At 67.6% G+C, this 24,795-nt stretch carries 18 protein-coding genes and 3 pseudogenes; 9 read left to right on the forward strand and 12 right to left on the reverse strand.

All coding sequences use genetic code 11. The features are described from left to right. Positions 1–74 precede the first annotated feature (74 nt). Positions 75–2,795: a CHAT domain-containing protein gene (locus ACIHCX_RS05780; protein ID WP_400026959.1), complete on the forward strand. Its 2,721-nt coding sequence runs from the start codon at positions 75–77 to the stop codon at positions 2,793–2,795. Positions 2,796–2,800: 5 nt separating this feature from the next. Further along, positions 2,801–3,364 (forward strand): flavoprotein, encoded by a 564-nt coding sequence (locus ACIHCX_RS05785; protein ID WP_400026961.1) that lies wholly within the window; start codon positions 2,801–2,803, stop codon positions 3,362–3,364. Between the two features lie 142 nt (positions 3,365–3,506). On the opposite strand, the pseudogene ACIHCX_RS05790 reads toward ACIHCX_RS05785, so the two are convergent. From ACIHCX_RS05790 to ACIHCX_RS05800, 3 genes and pseudogenes are all read right to left on the reverse strand, one after another. Continuing rightward, positions 3,507–3,728, reverse strand: a pseudogene (locus ACIHCX_RS05790) (plasmid mobilization relaxosome protein MobC); the annotation flags it as partial. 840 nt (positions 3,729–4,568) lie between these two features. Beyond that, a complete protein-coding gene (locus ACIHCX_RS05795) occupies positions 4,569–5,216 on the reverse strand; it encodes an ATP-binding protein (protein ID WP_400026963.1) in 648 nt (215 codons plus the stop codon). Between the two features lie 50 nt (positions 5,217–5,266). After that, positions 5,267–6,154, reverse strand: coding sequence for a hypothetical protein (locus tag ACIHCX_RS05800; RefSeq protein ID WP_400027692.1), 888 nt, complete (start codon positions 6,152–6,154; stop codon positions 5,267–5,269). Positions 6,155–6,410: 256 nt separating this feature from the next. Here ACIHCX_RS05800 and ACIHCX_RS05805 point away from each other — a divergent pair, with 256 nt between their 5' ends. The 4 genes and pseudogenes from ACIHCX_RS05805 (at position 6,411) to ACIHCX_RS05820 (ending at position 8,578) form a co-directional block, all read left to right on the forward strand. Beyond that, positions 6,411–6,695, forward strand: coding sequence for a helix-turn-helix domain-containing protein (locus ACIHCX_RS05805; RefSeq protein WP_400026965.1), 285 nt, complete (start codon positions 6,411–6,413; stop codon positions 6,693–6,695). A 344-nt stretch (positions 6,696–7,039) separates the two neighbouring features. Further along, positions 7,040–7,129 (forward strand): annotated as a pseudogene (locus ACIHCX_RS05810) (helix-turn-helix domain-containing protein); the annotation flags it as partial. An 18-nt stretch (positions 7,130–7,147) separates the two neighbouring features. Then, positions 7,148–7,276 carry a hypothetical protein gene (locus ACIHCX_RS05815; protein WP_400027727.1) on the forward strand — a complete coding sequence of 43 codons (129 nt, stop codon included), beginning with the start codon at positions 7,148–7,150 and terminating at the stop codon, positions 7,274–7,276. A 627-nt stretch (positions 7,277–7,903) separates the two neighbouring features. Next, the gene (locus tag ACIHCX_RS05820) at positions 7,904–8,578 is read left to right on the forward strand and encodes a tyrosine-type recombinase/integrase (protein WP_400026968.1); all 675 of its coding nucleotides are present in this window, start codon (positions 7,904–7,906) and stop codon (positions 8,576–8,578) included. Positions 8,579–8,702: 124 nt separating this feature from the next. Here ACIHCX_RS05820 and ACIHCX_RS05825 read toward each other — a convergent pair whose 3' ends face one another. The 5 genes from ACIHCX_RS05825 to ACIHCX_RS05845 all read right to left on the reverse strand — a co-directional run bounded on the left by ACIHCX_RS05825 (position 8,703) and on the right by ACIHCX_RS05845 (position 14,391). After that, positions 8,703–10,232 (reverse strand): helix-turn-helix domain-containing protein, encoded by a 1,530-nt coding sequence (locus ACIHCX_RS05825; protein WP_400026970.1) that lies wholly within the window; start codon positions 10,230–10,232, stop codon positions 8,703–8,705. A 437-nt stretch (positions 10,233–10,669) separates the two neighbouring features. Next, positions 10,670–11,173, reverse strand: a complete 504-nt coding sequence (locus tag ACIHCX_RS05830; protein WP_400026972.1) for an XdhC family protein — start codon at positions 11,171–11,173, stop codon at positions 10,670–10,672. 168 nt (positions 11,174–11,341) lie between these two features. Then, positions 11,342–12,568, reverse strand: coding sequence for an MFS transporter (locus ACIHCX_RS05835; protein WP_400026974.1), 1,227 nt, complete (start codon positions 12,566–12,568; stop codon positions 11,342–11,344). Positions 12,569–12,636: 68 nt separating this feature from the next. Then, positions 12,637–13,593: an EamA family transporter gene (locus ACIHCX_RS05840; RefSeq protein ID WP_400026976.1), complete on the reverse strand. Its 957-nt coding sequence runs from the start codon at positions 13,591–13,593 to the stop codon at positions 12,637–12,639. A 153-nt stretch (positions 13,594–13,746) separates the two neighbouring features. Beyond that, the gene (locus tag ACIHCX_RS05845; RefSeq protein ID WP_400026978.1) at positions 13,747–14,391 is read right to left on the reverse strand and encodes a disulfide bond formation protein DsbA; all 645 of its coding nucleotides are present in this window, start codon (positions 14,389–14,391) and stop codon (positions 13,747–13,749) included. Positions 14,392–14,663: 272 nt separating this feature from the next. Here ACIHCX_RS05845 and ACIHCX_RS05850 point away from each other — a divergent pair, with 272 nt between their 5' ends. Further along, positions 14,664–15,551: a LysR family transcriptional regulator gene (locus tag ACIHCX_RS05850; RefSeq protein ID WP_400026980.1), complete on the forward strand. Its 888-nt coding sequence runs from the start codon at positions 14,664–14,666 to the stop codon at positions 15,549–15,551. A gap of 128 nt (positions 15,552–15,679) precedes the next feature. Here ACIHCX_RS05850 and ACIHCX_RS05855 read toward each other — a convergent pair. Beyond that, positions 15,680–16,088, reverse strand: a pseudogene (locus ACIHCX_RS05855) (methylenetetrahydrofolate reductase); the annotation flags it as partial. 308 nt (positions 16,089–16,396) lie between these two features. Between ACIHCX_RS05855 and ACIHCX_RS05860 the strand changes: the two are divergent. Further along, a complete protein-coding gene (locus ACIHCX_RS05860) occupies positions 16,397–17,287 on the forward strand; it encodes an aminoglycoside phosphotransferase family protein (RefSeq protein ID WP_400026982.1) in 891 nt (296 codons plus the stop codon). A 773-nt stretch (positions 17,288–18,060) separates the two neighbouring features. Here ACIHCX_RS05860 and ACIHCX_RS05865 read toward each other — a convergent pair. The 3 genes from ACIHCX_RS05865 to ACIHCX_RS05875 form a co-directional block, all read right to left on the reverse strand. After that, positions 18,061–19,062 carry a TniB family NTP-binding protein gene (locus ACIHCX_RS05865; protein ID WP_400027693.1) on the reverse strand — a complete coding sequence of 334 codons (1,002 nt, stop codon included), beginning with the start codon at positions 19,060–19,062 and terminating at the stop codon, positions 18,061–18,063. A gap of 32 nt (positions 19,063–19,094) precedes the next feature. Then, complete coding sequence (locus ACIHCX_RS05870) at positions 19,095–20,612, reverse strand: Mu transposase C-terminal domain-containing protein (RefSeq protein WP_400027695.1); 1,518 nt, start codon at positions 20,610–20,612, stop codon at positions 19,095–19,097. 362 nt (positions 20,613–20,974) lie between these two features. Next, positions 20,975–21,727, reverse strand: a complete 753-nt coding sequence (locus ACIHCX_RS05875) for a TnsA-like heteromeric transposase endonuclease subunit (RefSeq protein ID WP_400026984.1) — start codon at positions 21,725–21,727, stop codon at positions 20,975–20,977. Between the two features lie 289 nt (positions 21,728–22,016). Here ACIHCX_RS05875 and acnA point away from each other — a divergent pair, with 289 nt between their 5' ends. Then, positions 22,017–24,749 (forward strand): aconitate hydratase AcnA, encoded by a 2,733-nt coding sequence (acnA, locus tag ACIHCX_RS05880; RefSeq protein ID WP_400026986.1) that lies wholly within the window; start codon positions 22,017–22,019, stop codon positions 24,747–24,749. Positions 24,750–24,795: the final 46 nt, after the last annotated feature.

Here is a 24,795-nt window from a genome sequence, read left to right on the forward strand (position 1 = left end):
GACTCAGACCCGAAACATGCCGTTCCGACATGTTCCCCTCGTGGGTCGCGAATGATCAACTAACGCTTGCCACCGTGCTGACCCGCATCGCCACGGAGGACATCGGGTGCAGTTCTCCGCGGATCATCGGCGATCGCCTCCGATCGACCGGCCTCGTCGCCCCAGGGGCGCCCGAATCAGTGGTGACCTACGACCTCGTCATGCCTGTCCTGCGCACGGTTCGAAGGGGTGGGGCGCCGTGGGAACGCTGGTGGGACGTGGGCAGACTGCATGCCTTGCTGATCGAGTTGTGGGCGGGACGCCGACTGTCTACGCACTCACGCGAGAAGGTCCGCGACGAGCTCACAGCAATCTGGTGCCTTGAGGACGACCTGCTTGTCGACGTCGCCCTGAACAACGCGGTGGATCCCTTCGCCTACCTGCCCCCGGATCTCCTGCACGAGTCCGCCACCGGAACGGCGAAGGCGTGCGCGGAGTTCCTCGTCACCAGAGGCTTGATGAAGATCACTCTCCCTGATGCTTTTCTGGGCACCAGGCCGGGGCTGGATGACAGACCGGACCTCACGGAGGTCGCGAAGCGCTGGCACCACCGCGTCGATCTGGAAGAGACCGTACAGCGCGTCAGGGACCTCTCACCAGAGCTCTTGACGGGTTTACGCACGGACCTCGACGCGTGGGACGCCCAGATGGGTCAGCTGACATCTCACCTGACGGCGCATGAGCTCAAGCTGATCGTGCCCATGACGGACGATGAACGGTACGTCGAGGAGTGCCTTCGGGCGGGCTGGGGCATGCATCGAGCCGAACTGGAATCAGATGACTCTCTATTGTGGCAACCGGATTCCGTCGCCCAGAATGACTCAGTGCCCGACTGGATGGCCGAGGAAATCATTACATGCGGAACCCGCTTCTTCCACAAACAGGCAGGTCCTCACCCCGTCTGGCTGGCCACAGTGGAGACGGACACGCATATGGCGGCCGTGCGGATGTTGATGGAGCCGCCAACGCGGTATGGCATCGGACTTGAGGACTACGGTGACGGTCTGAGGCTGTGGTTCGAGTTCCCCACGCTTCCGGCCGACCCCGACCCTCCGTTCCGGGCCCCGTACACCTACTCCCTCTCCTGGGTGGAGCACGCTTGGGAGCTCCTGCACCTTGCGATTGTTGGTTACGCCCGCCTCAGCGTCGTCCGGCTTGTCGGCGACGGTGAGCTCAGGGCCGTGGGCAGCATTCGGATCGGTCTGCCGGAAGAAGTGCGCGCCCGGGCCAAGGAAGCCGCGATCGCAGCGCTCCGTCGGTTGGTCGGGGACGAGACACAGACGATCAGGCAGAGGAGCGCCCTTGAGGGCCACGATCAGGCCGCAGAGGTCGCCTTCCAGATCTGCGAGATCGCGAAGGGCGAGGACATTCATGACGAGCTCGCCCTGGAGTCCGACGTTGCTGAGTACCAATCCTTCATGACAGCCGCCCGTCATCTCGCCTGGGTACGTGCTCGGCTTGCCGCCGACCTGCTCGACGGGAAAAGCCCATTGGAGGGGGGTGCGGAGCTGAAGGCGGCTGTCGAGGGCAGGCAGCGCACTCTGGAACTCCTTCGGGCGGCCACGGGGCGAGGGAACGGCAAGGCGCGATGGAGTGACCGCTCCGACAAGCCCTCTGTGGACGAACAAACAGCGTTCGTCCACCTCATCAACCGGTACGGAACCCTTCAGCTCGCGGTGTGCCGGACCCGTGCGGGCCACTCGTATTTTGATCTGGTTACGTGCGAGGAGTTTCCCCTTGGGCCTCTCGCCGGCGCGGTCGATGAATGGACACGGCAAGCACCGGATCACCCTCGACGTGTGTGGCACGACTACCTGGAGCAGTTGGTCGCCGAGTGCGGTGGGCCGGCACAAGCCATCATCGAGACGGCCGCACCCCATGAGTCACGTCGGTTGGTGCTCAGCCCCACGGCTCCGCTGGAACTCCTGCCCCTCCACGCAGCTCCGCTCGACAGCGCCCGCACCTCCACCCTGATCGATGCTTTCGATCAGGTGGTATATGCCCCTACAGCTCGACTCGTGTCCGCCATCGAGAGATCCCAGCGGCAAACGGCCGTGGTCGAGGTGCTGGTGGTGGCACACGGAGGTGGGCATCTCCCTGGCCTTGAACTGATTGGCGGCCCACTGTGCGAAGCCCACGTGATCGCAGGTCTTCACAACAGCGTGGAAGTTGTCACGCAGGAGGAGGCGACTCCCGCCCGGGCTCTGTTCATGATGCCCATGGCCCGGATCGTCCACGTCGCGGCACACGGCCTCACACACCCGAATCGCTGGGCTGCCGGACTCGCTCTGCACGGCGGTTCGCTCGGAGAGGCCATGCTCACTTCCAGCGAGATCCTCGCCGACGGAGTCTTCTCCAGTGTCGACCTGGTCGTCCTGAACGCTTGCAGAACGGGCACGCACGAAGGCACCGGCCGTACCGTGCAGACCTTGCGCAGCATCGAGTCCGCGTTTCTCGCCCGCGGCGCGAAAGCGGTCATCTCCACCCTGTGGGACATCACTGATCTGCAAGGCGTCGTGTTCTCCGCTGTGCTCCACGCACACCTCGGCGTCGGCGCGGACTCCCACACCGCTTACGCCGACACCATCCGCTACCTACGTGGACACCGCTGGCGAGTGTCCTCTGAGGCAGTTCCGGTGTTCGCCGCCGAATCAGCCATCGACGCAATGCTTCCGAACTGGCGAAGCCACCTTGACCAACAAGCTGCCGATAACCCGCTGTTCTGGGCCGCATTCAAGATTACCGGAGTTGTCTGAGTCACATGAAGCGCCTGCTCCATCGCGTGCAGGCTACGCTCAGCCCAGGGCCAACTTTTGGAAGGCGTTTCTGCCGACCGTCAGGGGCTGTCGGTCTCGGGGACGTCGGCACACTGATCACTGCCGCGCAGCAACGGCACTGGGACGTCGGGGTCGTTGCTACCTCGCAGGGGCTCAGGTTTCTCGACGCGGAAACGATCGAAGCGCAGACCGGCTACCTGATCCGCTCAGCCTGGCGCACACCCGGAGAGGCTCGCCCCCTGCCTCCTGCGGACGCCATCGCCGTAGCCTCGGCCACGGTCGACAAGTGGGCCGCGGGCATCCCCAACACCCTCGCTCTGGGCATCCTCTGCGAGGCGTATGGCATGGGCATCCCCATCGCTGTCCTGCCCTGCTTCAACGCAGCCCAGGCCGCTCACCCGGCCTACCGGCAGAGCCTGAAACGGCTAACCGGAATGGGCGTCCAGGTCGGCTCGTATGAACCGCACCGACCAAAGGCCGGGGGAGGCGCCGACCGCTTCCGCTGGACGGAGGCGCTGGACCTGCTGGACCCCAAAGTGACACCGTAGTAGCCCGCGAATTCTCACTTGCCGCGGAGGCGACATGCGAGGAGCTGGTCGGTGGCCTCTTGGACGCGCTGGACTGCGAGTCCAGCGGCCGAGACGACGGTGTCGAGGTCGGCGGGATGCTCCCAGAGTTGAGCGCTCGGGCGACCTGATTGAGATTGTTGCCGACATGGCCCAGGTGCCGACGGGCGGCGAACAGCTTGGAGACCAGCTCGCGGCGACCGGCGATGGCAGCTGCGGTGTTGTCGAGGTCCCTGGCGGCTGCGAGCCCGCTGCGCGTGAGGAAGGCAGGCAGGATGCTCTGCACGGCAGACGCGGCGACGGTGAGCAAAGTCTTCTCCTCGTCGTTCAGACGCACACTGCACACGTGAACGCTTGTGTGTGGTCGGCTTCGGCTGGCGCTTGCGCACGGTCCTCTTCGGAACGGGGCGCAGGTCCTGCGACGAGCGTCGTCGGCTGCAACCCGGCCTCGGTGGCTGTCTCCCTGACTTGCGCCCCGCGGTGCAGGACCGCTCTCGCTTCCCCCGGAGCGGGCACGGCCGATGGCGCCTTCCCTGACGGGGAAGAGTGTCTTGGCCGATAACTTGCTCGGCCTCGGCCGGGCTCGGCGGAAGCTACGCTTCCGCCCCAACTTGCTCCGCTTGAGACCGAGTGCTTCGTCGCCAGAGGCACATCGGCGACGGGTCGTGATGTGAGTCGTGCATTGGGTTCTCCGGCGAGCTGGTGGGCGAGCGGTCGGATCGAGCTGTGTGCCGTGGCAGTTGTGCGCTCACGCGGCATGGGGGGATCGTGCATGACAGTCCGAGACTTCCACGCGTCCTGAGGACGGGGACCGGTCCTCGGTCCCCGTGGCCCGATACGTTCGGGGACCGTGCTCTCGGCTGTCGGTCCCGAGAGGACTACCGCGGTCCCGGCCCCATTGTTTTCGTCTTCTATGAATTTCTTGGGGACCAGCAGGCGGCTGGCCTTTGGCCCGCTGACCTGCGTCTTTGTGGGGACCGGTTCCCACAATCGATCGGTCCCGTGGGGACCGGTCCCCGAACTGTGCGGGGACCGTGCGTTGTTTGACGGGGACCGGTCCCCACGTGGTCCTCGGGCCGTTGGGGGCCAGCCCCCGGTCCCCAACGTTGGTGCTGCCGGTCCCTGGTTCGAAAGGAGTGCGGTCCCAGCGGCTGTCTCCTGCGGGACGGCAGGGTGTCGTCGAAGCTCACGCGGAGAAGCGGCGTCTTCGGTCGGGGCCGGTGAGGATGACGCGTTCGGTCATCTCGGCGAGGCGGGAGGCGACGCGGTCGCCGAGGGTGGTGCGCAGCTCGGCGGTGGGGAGGTTGGTGGTGATGAGGGTGGGGAGCAGGTGCTCGTACCGGTGGTTGATCAACCGGTAGGTCAGCTCCTCGGTCCACTCGCTGGTCTTGGCCGCGCCGAGGTCGTCCAGGAGCAGCAGCGGGCAGCGGGCCAGGGTCTGCAGGTCGCGTTCGGCGTCGTGGCCGATGCGGGGGCGCAGGCGGGCGTAGAAGTCGGCGGTGGTGGTGGCTTCCCAGCGCAGGCGGACCCCGCGGGCGAGGAGGGTGCGGACGGCGCCGTACGCCTGGTGGGTCTTGCCGGTGCCGGTGGGGCCGGCGATCAGCAGCGACGGGCCTTCGGCGATGCCCGGTCCGCCGGGACCGGGGCGTCCGGCGCGGGCGATCTGGTCGGCCCAGGCGGTGATCCGGGGGTGGTCGGCGAGGGCGTTGCGGTAGCGGGCGGGGATGCGGGCGGCTGCCGTCTCCAGTGCGGTGACCGGTTCGTTCGGCGGGGCCGCTGCGACGGCTTCGGGGTCGATGCCGCGGGCGGTCAGGATTGCGCCGAGGCGGGCCATCGCAGGGCCACCGGACTGCGGTGAGCGGGTGCGTGTGGCGGTCGTGGTGCTCAGAGTTCACCTCCGTAGGCTGCTGCGGTGTCGGCAGGATTCGTCCATGCCTGGTGGGAGGCGGCACGCGCGGTCGCGTTCATCGCTTCGTGGATGAGGCTGGGCAGCACGCTCGGGTGCAATCCCTTGGTCCGGTGCCGGGTCAGTCCGGCTCGGATGTGGTCGGGGTCTATGCCTTCCGCGAGGAGAGTCCTGACCTCGCGCCCGAGGTGCCCCAGCACGCTGGAGGGCGGGCGTTCTGCGCACGCGGCGGCGTACTCACGGATGAGGACGTTTGCCGAGACGGTCTGGGGTGCGGGGGCGCCCGCGCCCCCCGAAGGGGTAGATCCTAGATCCCTGTTCCTAGATCCTAGATCCGGACCGTGAGGGCTCCCGGAGGGCTCCGTGAGTCCTCCCTGAGCGCGCGATGAGGGCTCCGTGAGTGGGGTCTGACCTGTGCTTTCTCCCACTGGTGCGTTCTCCGACCCGCCTCCCGGAGGATTCACTGAGGGCTCCGTGACTCCTCCGTGTGTCACCGGTGAGGGCTCATGCGGGAGGTCCAAGTCGTGCTGGGGGCAGTCGGGGTGGCGTACTCCGCTGGGCCGGTTGATCTTCTGGTGGCGGTCGAAGGTGACGATGTGCAGGTACCGCTTTCCGTCGCCGCCCTCGTAGCGGCAGATCAGCCCGGCGTTCTGGAGCTGGTTGAGGTCGTCCTCGACGCCCATGGGGCCGTGACCCGGACGCAGGGACCACAGCAGGCCGGCGATCACCGCGGCCTGATCGCGGAACCGGCCGCGGTCGTCGGCCTGGGTGAGGAGCCCGAAGAAGGTCCGCTCGGCGGAGAGGGACACCATCGCGAGGGACTCGGAGTAGAACGCTTCGGGCTTGATGGTGCGGATACGGGCGATGTCGATCGACCACCTTCGTCACGGATCGGGGTGTTGTCCGGCAGCGCGCCGGGGTGTGGACAACACAGCCACACCCAGGGTGCAAAAGTCCAGAGTTGGTTCTAGAACTCTGTACTGATTGCGCTGGTCCGGAAAGACAGTAAACCCAGATCGCCGGTGAGGGAAATCGCTCCTGTAAAAACCGGCGTGCGGAGCATCGCTCACAGCAGACAGGTAAGTGTTTCCCACGCTTGGAAAAGCAAGCTACAACACACCAATGCCACCGCGCCCCCTCGAAATCGGTCCCGCAGGACAGGCCGCCGCACGGGCCATCGAGCGCCTTCGCGCAGCCCGCGGCTACTCGCAGCGCCAGCTCGCCGCTCGCGTCACAGCCCTAGGCCGGCCCATGACCTTCACCCAGCTCTCCCGCATCGAACGCCAGGGCTGGCGCTGCGACATCGACGACCTCGTGGCCATCGCCACCGCCCCCGGTACACCCCCGCGCGCCCTCCTTGGTGATGCCGGCAAGCCTCAGAAGGCAGTCGAGGCGGGGGCAACATAGTCGACGATCGCCGGTTGGCCAAACCGGTGATCCTCCGGAGCATTGAGCATCCCGGAACGCCCGTCGTTCTGTCCGGGCCGACCTATGTTTATTTCGTGAGAGGAACTTCCCTCATCGGTTCCGGATAAAAGTCCCTGCCTCTCCTGGAAGGAAAAGGGCCAGAAGTTACATGCTGTTCTGACCGTGCCCGTGCGCAGGTGATCGGGTCGATATTCGCTGTCCCTGAAATCTCCACGGGCGCGACCTCGCATCTCACAGAAAGCCTTTCATGCCCGCGCAACCGTTGCCAGCTCCTTTCGCCTCTCGCCCGGCCCCCCCAGGCTGCGCGCGCAGCGTTCCTGACCGTGAAGGACGCTGCCGAGTACCTCGGCCTCTCACCGCACACGCTCTATGTCTGGCGGCACCGGCGGCAGGGACCGCCCAGCTTCCGGATGGGGCCTCGCGGTCGAGTTATGTACCGACGGAACGCCCTCGACGCCTGGATCCGCGAACAGGAGCAGGCCGACTCCCGCTCCAACCCGGCTCTCAGCCCTCTGATCGCAGCCTCGCAGCGCAAGTCTGGCGCCTTCCTCGACGCCTGATACGTCCCGCGCCGCAGAACGCCGTTCAGCCACCCATCGACAAAGGAGACTCACCTGGCCGGCTACATAGAAGACCGATGGCTGAAGAAGCGTCCCAATCCGGAGACCGGCAAGCGCGAACGCACAGCCCTGTATGGCAAGTCCACCCGCTACCGCGTCAAGGGCATCCCCGGAGTCAAGGACCGGTCCTTCGACACGCTCCAGGACGCCAAGACCTGGCTTGCCCAGGCCCAGACCGACGCACGCCGAGGCGAGTTCGTCGATCCACGTGACGGAGCCATCTCCCTCAAGGTCTATGTTTCGGTCCACTGGTGGCCCACCCAGAGCGGTGACCCGTCCACCCTGGAGCGCATCGAACAGCGGGTACGTCGGCACATCGTTCCCCACCTCGGCACGCTGCCGCTCAACAGCGTCGGAACGGAAGCGCTGCGGAGCTGGAAGAAGCAGTTGGAGAAGGATCTCGGTCCCACCTCCATCCGGCTCGTCTGGGCGACGCTGTCCGGCATCCTGCAGGCGGCCGTCGAAGACCGCCGGCTCGCACGCAACCCCTGCCGCGCCAGTACGGTTCGACCTCCGGCAGCAGCTGCCGGGCGGGTCGAAGCGTGGCCGCCAGAGCGAGTGCTCGCGGTGCGTGCCGCTCTGCCGGAGCGCTACCGAGTCCTCATTGAGATCGGTGCGGGACTCGGGCTCCGGCAAGGAGAGGCGTTCGGCCTGGCCAGGGAGGACATCGACTTCGATCAAGACGTCGTCCGGATCCGACGGCAGGTCAAGATGGTGCGGACGAGGCTGTGCTTCGCACTTCCCAAGGGGCGCAAGGTGCGTGACGTGCCCCTGCCTCCCAGCGTGGCCAAGGCCCTGTGGCGGCACATCGACCTCTTCGCGCCCGTGCCGATCACCATGCCGTGGGATGACCCGAGCCCTCCGCAGACACCGGTGGAAGCCAAGCATCGCCGGCCGAGGACGTACAACCTCCTGGTGACCGGACGCGAGCGGAAGGCGATCAACCGGAACTACTTCAACTCCTACGTCTGGAAGCCCGCTCTGGCCGAGGCCGGCGTGATCGCCCCGCTGGAGGAGAGCGCTCCGGACGGAGCCCGCGTGTGGGAGCCCTCGCGAGAGCACGGCTACCACGCCCTGCGTCACTTCTACGCCTCCGAGCAGTTGGAGGCCGGTGAGTCGGTCGTCTCCTTGGCTCGGTGGCTCGGCCACTCGGACCCCGGGTTCACGCTCCGGAAGTACGCCCACTTCCTGCCCCGCGCGGGCGCACGTGGCAGCGCCGCCATCGACGCCGTCTTCGGGTAGCCCCCAAGCAACTGGGAACAGCCCGGCCCCGGCCCAAAGTCCCAGAGAAGTCCCAGAGGCGCCGCCGCACCCCTTCCAGACCCGCATTCGTGCAGGTCACGTAGGGTGCGGCGGCAGCCGTTGGTCAGATGTCCCGGAACGTCTCGATCTGCGCTCCGATCGAGTTCAGCCGCTCGGCGAGGTCCTCGTAGCCGCGGTTGATGACATACACGTTGCGCAGCACCGACGTGCCCTCGGCGGCCATCATGGCCAGCAGGACGACCACGGCGGGGCGCAGGGCCGGCGGGCACATCATCTCGGCGGCGCGCCAGCGGGTCGGGCCCTCGACCAGGACCCGGTGCGGGTCGAGGAGTTGCAGGCGGCCACCCAGGCGGTTCAGGTCCGTCAGGTAGATCGCCCGGTTGTCGTAGACCCAGTCGTGGATCAGGGTCTTGCCCTGCGCGGAGGCCGCGATGGCCGCGAAGAACGGGACGTTGTCGATGTTCAGGCCGGGGAACGGCATCGGGTGGATCTTGTCGATCGGCGCCTCCAGCTTGGAGGGCCGGACGGTGAGGTCCACCAGCCGGGTGCGGCCGTTGTCGGCGAAGTACTCGGGCGTGCGGTCGTGGTCGAGGCCCATCTCCTCCAGGACCGCCAGCTCGATCTCCAGGAACTCGATCGGCACCCGGCGCACCGTCAGCTCCGACTCGGTGACGACGGCGGCGGCCACCAGGCTCATCGCCTCCACCGGGTCCTCGGAGGGGGAGTAGTCGACGTCGACGTCGATGTCCGGCACGCCGTGCACGGTGAGCGTGGTGGTGCCGATGCCCTCGACCCTGACGCCGAGCACCTCGAGGAAGAAGCACAGGTCCTGGACCATGTAGTTGGAGGAGGCGTTGCGGATGACGGTCACGCCGTTGTGGCGGGCGGCGGCCAGCAGCGCGTTCTCGGTCACGGTGTCGCCGCGCTCGGTCAGCACGATCGGGCGGTCCGGGCGGACGGCGTGGTCGACCACGGCGTGGTACTGGCCCTCGGTGGCGGTGATGTCGAGGCCGAACCGGCGCAGCGCGATCATGTGCGGCTCGATGGTCCGCGTGCCGAGGTCGCAACCGCCCGCGTACGGCAGCTTGAATTGGTCCATCCAGTGCAGCAGCGGCCCGAGGAACATGATGATGGACCGCGTACGGCGGGCGGCCTCGGCGTCGATGGCGTCCAGGTCGAGGTCGGCCGCCGGCACGATCTCCAGGTCGGTGCCGTCGTTGATCCAGCGGGTGCGCACGCCGATGGAGTTCAGCACCTCCAGCAGGCGGTACACCTCCTCGATCCGGGCCACCCGGCGCAGTACCGTGCGCCCCTTGTTGAGCAGCGAGGCGCACAGCAGCGCCACGCACGCGTTCTTGCTCGTCTTCACGTCGATCGCGCCGGAGAGCCGGCGGCCGCCCACCACCCGCAGGTGCATGGGGCCCGCGTAGCCCAGCGAGACGATCTCGCTGTCCAGGGCCTCGCCGATGCGGGCGATCATCTCAAGGCTGATGTTCTGGTTGCCGCGCTCGACGCGATTGACGGCGCTCTGGCTGGTGCCGAGCGCCTCGGCCAGCTGTGCTTGCGTCCAGCCCCGGTGCTGCCTGGCGTCACGGATGAGCTTGCCGATGCGTACGAGGTAGTCGTCTGCCATGAGGTTGAGGTTATCTCAGATATGAGATGGCGCCTCTTGGGGGGTCCATTCGGGTGATGGGCCGTCAGTGAGGCTCTGCCCAAAGGGTTCGACGCCGCCCGAAAGGTTCGGGTATTTCGGGTCTGTCCATCGGTGTGCCGCTGTGCAGGGTGGGTGGGGGTGCGAGTGGCGTGCGGCGGTGTGTGGCGGTGCGCGGGCGGTATGCGGCGCTGTGCGGGTGGCGCGCCGACGGCAGGTGGTGCTCTGTTCGGGTGGCGCGCCGACGGCAGGTGGTGCTCTGTTCGGGTGGCGCGCCGACGGCGGGTGGTGCTGTTCAGGTGACGTACGCGCGGTACGTGAACAGTATGCGGCGCCGGGCGGCCGGCGCTCGTCGGTCGCCCCGGTCGATGTCCTTTGACAGCGAAGTTAGTCGGTTGCGATGCCCTGACCTTGAGCGACTAGGTTCGATGGCAAACGATCGCTCTCGGTGGGTGCCTCTCGTGTTCCGTCTCAAGCGATCTGGGGTGCGGACCGTGCCCGGGGACGTACAGGGTGCGGCCGAGCAGGTCGTCCGGGCCGTCGACGACCTGGGCCAGGGCTGCGGGCCGTCCCAGTACGACCGCGTCGAGGGCGTCGAGGAGGTACGGTTGGGCAGCGGGCTCGACCCGCTGCACCAGGACGTCGACCCCTCGTTCACCGGTCCGGGGGACGGCGGGCAGGTCGTCGGGACGCGGTCCCAACCGGGTGCGGGCCGGGCCGCGGCCGTCCCGCAGCAGCCCGACGCAGGTCTCGTAGACGGCCTCCTGGACGCAGCAGCCGCCCGGGATGCCGCCGGCCGCGCGTCCCTCGAGGTCGACGGCGAGCGCGGAGCCGGGTGACGACGGTGCGTCGACGACGGTGGCGAGGGCGAAGGGGCGGGCCGCGCGGCACCAGTCGTACAGCGTCTGCGCGATGTTCAGCATGGCCGACTTCCAGAAGGTGAGGCACTGTGGAGGGCCGCCGCAGCGTCAACGGGGGGATGGAGGCGGCGGCGGCCCATTGCACGGTCGCCGGATGTGGCCGGCCACCGTATGTTTCGCGGCCCGGGCGGCCGGTGGCGCACCGGCCACCCACGATTCACGGCGAGACCCTCATCCGGCGGTGGGGGCTAGGTCGTCCTCGGACACGCTGTCCGGGGTCTTCTTCCCCCAGCCCGTGCCGAGCCGCAGCAGCAGCGAGGCCGCCGCCAGGACCACACCGAACCAGATGACGCTCGTGACACCGACGTGGTCGATAAACAGGCCGCCGAACAGCGCTCCGAGCGCGATGCAGGTGTTGTACGCCATGGTGTTGAGCGACATGGCCGCTTCGAAGGTCTCGGGTGCGGCGGCGAGCGTCATGTTGATCTGGGACAGCTGCACGGCACCGAAGGAGAGGCCCCACAGGACCAGCGCGATGACGGCGCCCAGTTCACCATTGCCGACGGTGCGCAGCAGCAGCAGGGCGACCAGGAGTCCTACGAGACCGATGACGAAGGTGCCTCGCAGGCTCTTGTTCACCGTGTGACCGGCGATGAAGTTCCCGACAGCACCACCGATACCGAAGATGATCAGGACGGTGGTGATGAAGGCGGACGAGGCGTTCGCGGTGTCCTCCAGGTAGGGGCGCACGAACGTGTAGGCGACGAAGTGCCCGAGCACGAAGAAGACGACGATGAACAGTACGGTCCGCAGCTGCCCGTTCTTGACCGGCAGGTTGAAGACCTCCCGGACGGACACGGCGTTCTGCGACGGCATGGACGGGATGAGGGCCGCGACCGCGACGAAGACCAGCACGCTGAGGCCGGCCCAGATGCCGAAGGTGGTCCGCCAGTCCGTCTGCGCCTCGATGATCGTGCCGAGGGGGATACCGACGACCGTGGCGATGGAAATGCCGGACATCACCACCGCCGCGGCCCGGTTCGCGTGCCGCTCGGGCACGATCCGCATGGCCATGCTCACGCCGATGGCCCAGAAGACGCCGCTGGCGAAGCCCATGCAGAGCCGCGTGCCGAGAATCAGGGGGTAGTTCGGCGAGATGGCGGTGATGAGGTTGCCCAGGGCGAGAACCGCGAGCAGCGTGGTCAGCAGGGGGCGCCGGTTGACGCGCCTGGTCCAGGCCACGATGAACGGTACGCCGAGGCCGGCCGCGACGCCCTGGGCGGTGACCATGAGACCGGCGACGCCGACGGAGATGTCCAGGCTCTCGCTCAACGGAGTGAGCAGGCCCACGGGCATCAACTCGGTAGTGAGGAAGACGAAGAGGCTGGCCGTGATGGCGGCGACACCCAGCCATCCCTTCAGGGAAGAGCGTGAACTCTCTTGTACTTGTGCGGACATGACAACTCTCCAGCGGTGTGCTCATGTGTGGGTATGTGCGATGAGAGGCGTGCGGGATGTCAGGTGCGTCAGAGGCGGGTTTCGCCCTGGCTCATGGCGTGCTTCGGTCCGCCCGGCGCGGGGCCATCAGTCCCGGCGGGGTTCCCGGCCACGGCTCCGCGTCGCCTGGGCGGCCGGGGCTGCGCGAGCACCACGGCCACGAGGATCACCAGGATTCCGACAGTCTGCAGGATCGAGAAGGTCTCGTCCTGGAAGGCCAGCCCCAGGATGGTCGCGACCACCGGGCTGCCGAGGGCGAGGAAGGAGACCGCCAGAGCGGGCAGCTTCTCGATGCCGCGGAACCAGAGCGCGTAACTGATCACCGCGCCGAACACGATGAGATAGGCGAACCCGAAGACGTTCGTGCCCGTGAGGAAGGTCGGCAGCCCTTCGACGGACAGGGTGAACGGCAGGGACACCAGCCCGCCCGCCGTCAGTTGCCAGCCGGTGAAGGGGAGCAGGCCCACTCGCGCCGGGCGCCCCCAGCGTTTGGTGAACGTGATACCGGTGGCCATGCAGGCCGCGCCGCCCAGTGCGGCCAGGACGCCGACGGTGTCCAGTGCCGTTGAGCCCTGGAACACGAGCAGTACGACACCGGCCGCGCCGAGGGCGCATGCGACCACGTGCACGGCGCGTATCTTGTCGCCGATGACCAACGCCGCCAGGATCAGCACGATCATCGGCTGCACGGCCATGATCATCGCTGCGACGCCGCCGGGAAGTCGGTAGGCCGCGACGAATAACAGCAGGTTGAACGCACCGATGTTGAGCGTCCCGAGCACCAGGGAACGCCACAGCCATTCCCCTTTCGGCAGCACGCGGGAAATGAGCAGCAGGATCAGGCCCGAGGGAAGTGCCCGCACGGTGGTGGCGAGCAGCGGACGGTCCGACGGAAGCCATTCGGTCGTCACGAGGTAGGTGCTGCCCCAGATCGCCGGCGCGAGCGCCGTCATGGCTGAGGTGAGGAACTGCCGGCCGCTGTTCATGCCACCTCGCCCCCCGGACCAGAACACCTGTCACCGAATGTGCCGGTTCCAGGAAGCGAATCTGCGTTCACGTCAATCATTCCCTGAGAGTGAAGGTCTGTCCGCAGCCGGACCGCTCGGCCTTGTGCTCCTGCGGAAGGGCAGCAGCTCGGGCTAGCTGAAAATGGCATCGCGGTCGCGCGTGCGCTTCAGCTCGAAGAATCCGTCGGTGTCGGCCATGGCGAGAACGGCGTCCCAGAGGCGTCCGGCGGCCTCACCGCACGGGGCGGGGGAAACGACCGGCCCGAAGAACGCGATGAGTTCGCCGTCGGCGCCGGGAACGTGAATGACCGGAGTGCCGACCTCGGAGCCGACGGGGTCCATGCCGGCGTGGTGACTGAGGCGCAGCTCCTTGTCGTACTCCGTCGTGTCCGCCACCTCGACGAGTTCCGCGGGCAGACCGACGTCGGCGAGGGCCGCGAGCATCATGTCCCGTCCCAGGCCTCCCTTCTCGTGGTGGATCCGGGTTCCCATCGCGTTGTAGAGCGGCCGCAGCACTTCGGTGCCGTACCGCTCCTCGGCGGCGATGCAGACCCGCACGCAGCCCCAGCCGTCGATCTGGCCCTGCCGGTATTTCTCCGGCACTTCCCGCCCCTCGTTGAGGACCGAGAGGCTCATCACGTGGAACCGCGTTTCGATGGACCTCGTCTGCTCCACCTCGAGCAGCCACCGCGACGTGATCCACGCCCACGGGCAGCGGGGGTCGAACCACATGTCGACGGCGGTCTCCGCCTGCTGACTGGACGGCGTGCTGGTCATGACGGGCCGGTCCTTTCCGTTGAAATTCGAATTGGTGCTGCCCGGATCCATTCATCGGCGCCGAATGTCTGCGGCGGGGAAAAGCCCGCGCTCACGCCGTGAAAAGCCCGCCGGAACATACGAGGGGAAATTGCTTGACCGACGGTCCTTCCAGCGCCACGGAGGGGCATTCCGCGAGCCCGGACGAGGCACGCTCTGATTCTGACCCGCACGCCATCAATGAGTCCAACACATGTTTGTCATCTTATTTATCTTGAAGCAAGATGAATCCCATGGAGCTCCAGCAGATGCGCTATGTGCTCGCCGTCGCCGAGACGAAGAGCTTCACTCGTGCCGCCGAGCGCTGTCTCGTCGTCCAGTCCGCCCTCAGCCATCAGATCGCGCGTCTGGAGCAGGAGCTGGGCACCAAGCTCTTCGAGCGCACCACCCGCCGGGTGCGGCTGACGTCGGCAGGCGAGGCGTTCCTCCCGGCCGCCCGCCAGTGCCTGGCCGCCGCCGAGCGCGCGACCGTCGAGGTCGCCGCCGCCATCGGCGAAGTCCGCGGACTGCTCTCCGTCGGCGTCATTCCGTCCGTCGCCGCCGTCGACATCCCGGGCACCCTGCGCCACTTCCGGCGACAGTATCCGAAAGTGCGCATCAGCCTGCGCGTGGGCGCCAGTGACGAACTCGTCGAGCAGGTCAGGGAAGGGGGCATCGAGGTCGCTTTCCTCGGGCTCCCCACCACGGTGCGGCCCGAGGGGGTCAAGGCCCATGTGATCGGGCGCGACCGGCTCGTCGCCGTGGTGGCACCCGATCACCCCCTCGCCAGTGAGGGACCGGTCGATCTGCGACGACTCTCCTCGGAGGAGTTCGTGGACCTACCGGCGAAGACCGCCGGCCGCATCCAGTCCGACCTGGCCTTCTCCGCCGCCGGGCTCACCCGTGACGTCGCATTCGAAGTGACCAACGCGGACTTCCTGGCACGACTGGTCGGACAGGGCCTCGGCGTGGCGATGCTGCCCTCCGCATACGTGCCCCAACTCAGCGGCGTGACCACGATCCAGGTCACCGACGCACCGGCCCGCGTCGAGTACGTCGTCTGGACCCCCGACAGCCGCACCCCCGCGGCGACCGCGTTCCTTCGCCTGCTCGACATCCCGGACGTCCGCGAAGGTGCCTGAGACCGCGGGGTGTTGGGCCGGTGCCACCACGGCGCGAAGGGGCCCCGGCGGGCTGCCTCCTCCGCGCCGGAGTGACGGGCGACGTGCCTCAGGCGCACACCGTCAGCGGCCCCCGCCAGGGTGTACCGCGCACTCCCCGCCCCCAGGACGCGACTGTGGATCTCGAGCGTCGCCGTCGACCTGTTGAGCGTGATGTAGTGCAGTCCGGGAGCGCCTTCGGCGAGCAGTCGCTCGGCCATGGCCGTGGCGTACTCGACACCGACGCGGTGTCCCCGCGCGGGATCGCCCCGCGCGGCCTACAGAGCGTGCGCCAGCTCCTCGGGGAAGGCGGCGCCGCTGAGTTCAGCGAAGCGGCCGATCTGGCGGACGTCGGTGGCGGGCATGACCTCCGGGGATGATCGGGATGTCGCAGCCCGCCGCGGCCACCCTGTCGCGCAGCCGCAGATAGTCCTCGACGTCGAAGAACATCTGCGTGATGGCGTAGTCGGCCCCCACCCTGCACTTGGTAACGAAGTGCCGGATCTCGCTGTCCCAGTCGGCCCTGGTGGAACGGCCATCCCCTCGACCGCGCCCGAACCAGCCACCTCACCCAACTCGACCTCGACCTCGCTGCGTGATCCCGAATAAGCCAGCAGGATCGGTGACAGAGTTCTTACCGGCCCCCCGATCTGGTCCGAAGCCGCAGCTGTGACCTGGGGCGACCAGAACGGTTGAGACACTTGGGTGGCCGAAAAAATCTCAGTTGATCTGGAACCTGGCGTCTGAATACTGGCTGTCGTCTCAGTTGATCTGGACTGCTTCCGTCGTTTCGAGCTGGACTAGTTGAAGTGCCTGCGAGATTGACCATGCACGATGACCAAGTGGACGTGACCACCGACATCGTTGCGACCTTGATCCAAGAACAGTTCCCTCAGTGGAGCGGCAAGGCGATCCAACTGCTGTCGTCGACGGGGACGGTCCACGCCATCTTCCGCATCGGGGGCGACCTCTCCGCGCGTTTCCCGCTGCGTCTGACTGATGCCGCGGAGGCGCTGGCGGTTCTGGAACGGGAGGCCCAGGCGAGCGCGGAGCTGGCGCAGGTGTCTCGGTTCCCCGTTCCGGAACCCGTCGCCCTCGGAAAGCCTGGAGTGGGTTACCCCATGCCGTGGTCGGTCCAGACATGGTTGCCGGGAACGGTCGCCTTCGATGCCGACCCGAGTGGGTCGGACGCTTTCGCCGAGGACCTTGCGGCCTTCATCGCAGCCCTGCGGGACGCCGAGACGCGGGGGCGGCGTTTTAGTGGCGAGAATCGTGGCGGCGTTCTCGCTCACCACGACGACTGGATGGCGAAGTGCTTCGAGGAGAGCAAGGGGATGCACGACGTGCCCCGGCTGCGCCAGGTGTGGAGCCACCTCCGGGAGTTGCCACGCACGGCTGCCGACGTGATGAGCCATGGTGACCTGATTCCTGGCAACGTACTGGTCACGGGAGACCGGCTCAGCGGCGTACTCGACACCGGCGGCTTCGGCCCGGCCGACCCCGCGCTGGATCTGGTCAGCGTCTGGCACCTGTTGCAACCGGGCCCACGGGAAGTGCTCCGGCGGACACTGGTCTGCGACGATCTGGAGTGGGAGCGCGGCAAGGCATGGGCCTTCGAACAGGCGATGGGTCTTGTCTGGTACTGCGCCGAGAGCAATCCGACGATGAGCAGAATGGGGCGCCGAACACTCGACCGCATTCTGGAGTTGACGAAGTGATGTCGCCCCGATCGTCGGCCGTGGCAGAGACGATCGCTTGTCGCCCCCACCGACAGGGCGCCAACGTGAACAGATCGACTGAGACGGGACATCTCGGCTCGATTCAGGGAATTACCGAAAGGACCCCTGGGTAGAGCGGGGGCTTCCTTTTGCGGCATTGTGCCGTGGAGGGCAGTACTGACGGACGTAGTGGCGGAGCATCCTGTAGGACACGGAGGCTTCGTAGTCGTCCATGAGCCTCAGCCATATCTGTTTCGGCCCGAGGCCCTCATCTGCCATGGCCCGGATGTCCTTGATGAGGTCGTTGTCGAAGCCTCCATAGCTCCGGTCGACTCCTCGGGGAGGAGGTTGCATGGTGTCCAGGGCGAGGCGGACGAGACGTCGAGGGACTTGGTGCCGTAGGGCCAGGTCCTGAATGGTGTGACCTCTGCGGGCGTCGATGTAGATGAGCAGGGGGAGATGGGGCTGGCCGGGGAACAGCTCTGTCCGAGATGTGCGTGGGTTGGGTTTCATGCGGCCGCGCGGGGAACTGGCGTCAGCGAGTGCCCGGTCCAGGGACTCCTCGGAGCGTCCGGAGACAGCGGCCAGACGGGCGAGCTGGGGCTTGCCGAACCAGAAGGGCGGTCCGTTGAGGAAACAGTGCAGATAGCTCGGCTTGAGATGGTTCGCGCGGGCGAGGCGGCGGACGTAGGAGTCGGTGATCTCGCCGGCGCAGGGGCGTAGTCGAACCGGCAGTGGAGCCAACCGGTGGGGCAGCTCAGGCGCTGGGCGGGTCACTTCAGCTGGTTCTTCTTCGGCGTTTCCGCAGCGTGGTCCAGGGGGACTGCGTCAAGGCCGTTCTTCGTCACGCGTTCTGTGCCGTTGAGGATCGCGTCGATCGCGGCGCCTCGGATCGCGTGGGACAGCGCGCCGATCATGCCGTCAGTTCGTTTGTGGAGGTACCGGTCCAACTTGACCAGACTGCCAGGTGGATGGTCGTGCAGGAGAAGAGTCTGTTCCAGGGTCGCGACCAGGCCCTTCCACTCGTCACCGTAGGGGAACGGGCGGGTGGGGACGAGGGTGAAGCGGCTCGCGATCTGGGCGCCCCGGGTGCCTGCCAGCAGTTCGCTGGTTTCGAGGTTGATGCCCGCGTAGACGAACGTCGCGGGGAGACGTTCGGAGAAGTACTTCAGGGTGTCGGAGACCTCGGCACCGGCTCGTGTGACCTGCGAGACGTTGTGGATTTCGTCGACCAGAACCAGGCCGGTGCGGGTGTCCGTGCAGACGCCGACCACCGCTTCGATGATGTCGGTCATGTTTGATCTGGCCCGGATCGGCAGACCCAGAAAGCGCGCGAACTCGGCCGCGATCATGCGTGCGGTCGCCGCGGGCGGGACGGTGATGTAGAGCACGGGGATGCGGTCGGCGACGTTCGGGTGGCGGGCCCGGTCGAGGAGTTCGTGGGCGAGCCCGAGCTGGGTGAGGGCGCTGGTCTTGCCCGTGCCGGGCAGCCCCGAGACCATCAGGCCGCGACGAGCGCTGATCGCGTGCCGGTTGAGCAGGACCAGCCGTCGGCCGCAGACCACCGTCTTCTCGACGAACGAGGTGGCGACCACGAGCATCCGGGCGTGATGATCGAGCCGGTCCTCGTCATAGAGCGCCCGCTCGACCGGAGACAGTTTGCCCAGCTCAGCGAGGGTCAGCAGGACCGGGGGCTGGGGTGGGCCCGCAGTGAACTTCCGCCATCCCTCCAGGGTCGTCAGTTGCCGGTTGGTCTCGGCATCGGTTTCCCGCAGAGAAGTCGGCCGGGCTGCGGGTTCGGAGATGGTCACGGACGCCTCCAGGGGTTGGCGAGCGGATCAAACAGGCCCAGCGGGATGACCTTCGCCGACTCGGTGTCCGCCTGGTCGTCCTGAACTGCTTCGGCGGTGGGCGGATCGGGGACCGGCCGGTCGGAGGCAGTGGCCCGGGTCTGCGCGGCGACGCGCCGGGACCGTTTTGCCGCACGACCCTTCCGCTGGGCCGATCCGTCGTGGGCCCGTCGCAGCAGGTCAGCGGCGGCATCGGCGATCTGTGCCTCGGTCCCGTCTGGGACCTGTTCGCGGGCGTGGTCCCAGGCCATCTCGCCGAACGGGACGCCGACGCGGTGCAGATGTTTCCAGAACACCGTGATCCAGCGGGCCGGCTCGCTGCGGCGGTCGCGTAGCCAGACACGGGAGACGTCGTAGGGGTCGTAGTGGATCTCCCACAGCCCCTTCTTCTCCGCCACCCCGGAGTGCTGGCGGCGCAGCGGGGCCAGCTTGGCGTCGTCGTAGGTTCGGTGGTTGATCCGGATGCCGTAGGAGTTGATCGCCTGCCAGCGTTCGGGCAGCAACTCGACGTAGTCCTCGCCGCTGAACGGGGCCGGAACGTAGCCGCACGATTCCAGCAGCGTCGCGTACTTCTCGTTCGGCGTGAACGCGCGCTTCGGTGAGTCCGGGTCTCGCAGCGCGTCGTGAGGGCGGTTCTGCCAGATGACGATCCACTCGTCGAGCAGGCCCTGGAGCTCGGGCAGGGACCACAGCGGTCCGTTCTCCAGGCCCCGGCCCCGGCGGTCCACCGACCGGCCGGTGTAACCCGCGACGAACTGCGCGAACAGAGTTGCCACCGAACCCAGTGTCTTCTCGATCGCACCCTTCTCGAAGGGCGACGCCTTGTGCGTCGGCTGGAGGCTGATGCCCAAGTAGCGGCAGGACGCGCGGAAGTTGTTCGATATGAAGACCTTGCCGTGGTCGCAGACGATCGTGTCCGGCACGATCACCGGCCTCCCAGCCGCGTGCTCCAGCCGCTCGTCCAAGGCCATCAGCCGTCGGTGCGGCAGCGCCGATCTCGACATCCGAAGAGCTTCCGGCCAGCCGGGACGCATGATCTCCGGGGTGATGCTCCGGGCCAGCAGTGCGGAAGCGTCGGCCGCTTTCGTCGTCGGCCGCAGGACTGCGGCGGCCAGTGACCTGGTCGCCAGGTCGATCATGGCGGTCAGCTCGACCTTCTCGGTAATGCCGTCGTCGAGCCGGACCAGGACGTCCAGCGGTGTGGAGTCGATCTGCATCCACTCGCCCGGCGCGCAGGCCGGCACCTCCCCGAACGGTCCGGCCGGACGCGCGTTCACCGAACGGCGCGTGCTCGCTGAGCCGGTCGCATGGGTGCCGGCGGCCAGCTTGTCGAACAGCCGGTAGAGCGTGCGCTGGGAGGGCACCTCGATGTCCTGGGCGTCCTCACGGGAGGCCAGGATCTGCGTCGCCTGCCAGACCACGAACCCGATCGTCCTCGACGACGCCTCGGCCGTCTCGTCGATCGCCTGCCGCATCGCCTCGACCACCGCCGGGGTCACCCGGCCGAAGGACGGCATCTGCTTGGCCGACCGGCCATCGGCCAGTCCGACCAGCCCGTCCCGCTGATAACGCTGGCGCCGCTGCTTGACACCGCTGGCCGTCATCGCGTGCCCGGCCCCCGTCAGCTCGGCCGCCTTGGCCCGCTCCCGCTGAGCCAGCGAGTTCCGTTCCGGGTCGAACTCCGAGCGCGGAACCGTCCCCGCAGGAGCATCCGGCGGCAAGCCGTCCAGAACCTCCAGAATGTGCCTCTCCCACCAGCGGGCCTGTTCAGCAGCCGTCTGTGGGAACTCCGCGATCCTGGCCGTTGGAGGCACCCGCCGCTCTTTACCCACCCCTGTCACCGGAGGCCCCCATCCGCCAGACGCACGACGGTGGACGGCCCCAGCAACTCAACCGCCATTCCGTCGGCCGCCAGCTTCTGGAGCCAGAGCAGATGGAACAAGACGGGGAGCGTCCCAAGTCGGTCACCAGCCGCATCCGCCCCGGACATCAACGGGACCGGTGCCGCGAAGACCTCCCGGAGCCGGTCCACGACCGGCCCGCGTCGGCACCGGGGATGCCGGTAGCGCGACAGCCACCGCACGTTCGCCAGCAGCACTTCGTCCGGAACACCGACCCGCTCGAAGCCCCACCCCGCCTGACGGCAGGCCAAGCGCGTTACCTCGAACGCCTCCGCATCCCTCGGCTCGATCCGCTCATCGGCGCGGACATCGACGACCACCGCCGAGCCGTCCGTGCGGCGCACGAAGTAGTCCGGCGCGTGCCGGCGCTCACGCTCGCCGTCGTGCCAGTGCAGCCAGAACGGCTGCGAGGCGATCCCCATCACCCCGGGATCGAAGTCCATCAGCACAAGCCGGTCCCGCTCCAGCCACGACTCGAAACCGACGTGCCGCCCGGTCGTCGCCGCCCAGTACCAGCCCGGAAAGTGACGCTCACCGCGCGACCAGCGAAACGGCCGTACCGCGGGCACGTCCTCGAACCGCGCCGTCACGCAGTCCAGCAGCGGGCGCCGCCGACACTCGCGTACAGCGTCCACGTACGACAGCTCGACATAAGGCTCCGCAAGATCCACTCCGACCGGTACGGTCACCCAGCACCCCCAGTACGTCCCCTCGTACGACTAGGTTCGCTGGCAAGGAAGTGAGAACGACTGGGTTCGCTGTCAAACGCCTCGATTGGATGACAGCGGACAGTCGATCCGCGCATGACCATCCGGCCCCCATGTATTAGAGTTATCTCGACATCGAGATATCTGCCGGGGTGCACCACAGCCGCCACTCAGTAAGGGTGACCTAACTTAGCCTTACCTTACTGGATCGCTCGAGTTGCCGTGGCGGCAGGATCGTGGTGGTACGCGCACATGAATGAAGGAGACTGTCGTGTCGGCGAACAGCTTCGACGCCCGCAGCACGCTGCAGGTGGGCGACGAGTCGTACGAGATCTTCCGGCTTGACAAGGTCGAGGGCTCGGCCCGACTGCCTTACAGCCTGAAGGTGCTGCTGGAGAACCTGCTCCGCACCGAGGACGGCGCGAACATCACCGCCGACCACATCCGTGCCCTCGGCAGCTGGGACTCCCAGGCCAAGCCGTCGCAGGAGATCCAGTTCACGCCGGCCCGCGTGATCATGCAGGACTTCACCGGCGTGCCCTGTGTCGTCGACCTCGCCACCATGCGCGAGGCCGTCAAGGAGCTCGGCGGCGACCCGGCGAAGATCAACCCGCTGGCCCCGGCCGAGCTGGTCATCGACCACTCCGTCATCGCCGACAAGTTCGGCACCAACGACGCCTTCAAGCAGAACGTCGAGCTGGAGTACGGCCGCAACAAGGAGCGCTACCAGTTCCTGCGCTGGGGCCAGACCGCCTTCGACGAGTTCAAGGTCGTCCCGCCGGGCACCGGCATTGTCCACCAGGTCAACATCGAGCACCTGGCCCGCGTCGTCATGGTCCGCGACGGCAAGGCCTACCCCGACACCCTGGTCGGCACCGACTCGCACACCACCATGGTCAACGGCCTCGGCGTCCTCGGCTGGGGCGTCGGCGGCATCGAGGCCGAGGCCGCCATGCTCGGCCAGCCGGTCTCCATGCTGATCCCGCGGGTCGTCGGCTTCAAGCTCACCGGCGAGCTGTCCGCGGGCACCACCGCCACCGACCTGGTGCTGACCATCACCGAGATGCTCCGCAAGCACGGCGTGGTCGGCAAGTTCGTCGAGTTCTACGGCGAGGGCGTGGCCGCGACGAGCCTGGCCAACCGCGCCACCATCGGCAACATGTCGCCGGAGTTCGGCTCCACCGCCGCGATCTTCCCGATCGACGACGAGACCATCAACTACATGCGCCTGACCGGCCGCCCCGAGCAGCAGCTGGCGCTCGTCGAGGCGTACGCCAAGCAGCAGGGCCTCTGGCTGGACCCGAGCGCCGAGCCGGACTACTCCGAGAAGCTCGAGCTGGACCTGTCCACCGTCGTGCCGTCCATCGCCGGCCCGAAGCGCCCGCAGGACCGCATCATCCTGGCCAACGCCGCCGAGCAGTTCAAGCAGGACGTCCGCAACTACGTCGACACCGTCGACGAGGCGGGCGTGGAGTCCTTCCCGGCCTCCGACGCCCCGGCCGTCCACCCCAACGGCGCCCCGTCCAACCCGGTCCCGGTCACCGCCCCCGACGGCACCACCTACGAGCTGGACCACGGCGCGGTCACCGTCGCGGCCATCACCTCGTGCACCAACACCTCCAACCCGTACGTCATGGTCGCCGCCGCGCTGGTGGCCAAGAAGGCGGTGGAGAAGGGCCTGACCCGCAAGCCGTGGGTCAAGACCACGCTGGCGCCGGGCTCCAAGGTCGTCATGGACTACTACGACAAGGCCGGCCTGACCCCGTACCTGGACAAGCTGGGCTTCAACCTCGTCGGCTACGGCTGCACCACCTGCATCGGCAACTCCGGCCCGCTGCCGGAGGAGGTCTCCAAGGCCGTCAACGAGCACGACCTCGCGGTCACCTCGGTCCTCTCCGGCAACCGCAACTTCGAGGGCCGGATCAATCCCGACGTCAAGATGAACTACCTGGCGTCCCCGCCGCTGGTCGTCGCCTACGCCATCGCCGGCTCCATGAAGGTGGACGTCACCCAGGACGCGCTCGGTGTCGACCAGGACGGCAACCCGGTCCACCTGAAGGACATCTGGCCGACCGAGGCCGAGGTCAACGACGTCGTGGCCAACGCCATCGGCGAGGACATGTTCTCCAAGTCCTACTCCGACGTGTTCGCCGGCGACGCCCAGTGGCAGTCGCTGCCGATCCCGACCGGCAACACCTTCGAGTGGGACGCCGAGTCCACCTACGTCCGCAAGCCCCCGTACTTCGAGGGCATGACGATGGACCCGGCCCCGGTCGGGGACATCGCCGGCGCCCGGGTGCTCGCCAAGCTGGGCGACTCGGTCACCACCGACCACATCTCCCCGGCCGGTGCCATCAAGGCCGACACCCCGGCGGGCCAGTACCTCACCGAGCACGGCGTGCAGCGCCGCGACTTCAACTCCTACGGTTCCCGCCGCGGCAACCACGAGGTGATGATCCGCGGCACGTTCGCCAACATCCGCCTGCGCAACCAGATCGCGCCGGGGACGGAGGGCGGCTACACCCGGGACTTCACCCGGGCCGCCGAAGGTGACGGGGGTGCTCCGGTCTCCTTCATCTACGACGCCTCGCGCAACTACATCGAGCAGGGCATCCCGCTGGTCGTCCTGGCCGGCAAGGAGTACGGCTCCGGCTCGTCCCGCGACTGGGCCGCGAAGGGCACCGCGCTGCTCGGCGTCAAGGCCGTCGTCGCCGAGTCCTACGAGCGCATCCACCGCTCGAACCTCATCGGCATGGGCGTCCTGCCGCTCCAGTTCCCGGAGGGCCAGTCGGCCGCCTCCCTCGGTCTGACCGGCGAGGAGACCTTCTCCATCACCGGTGTCACCGGGCTCAACGACGGCCGCACGCCGAGCACGATGAAGGTCACCACCGACACCGGTGTCGAGTTCGACGCGGTCGTCCGCATCGACACCCCCGGTGAGGCCGACTACTACCGCAACGGCGGCATCATGCAGTACGTGCTGCGCAGCCTGATCCGCAAGTAACCGATCAGGCAGGGCAGTTGGGCCGCATCCCCGGCAACGGGGGTGC

Source organism: Streptomyces sp. NPDC052043 (assembly GCF_044548235.1).
Taxonomy (GTDB): Bacteria; Actinomycetota; Actinomycetes; order Streptomycetales; family Streptomycetaceae; genus Streptomyces.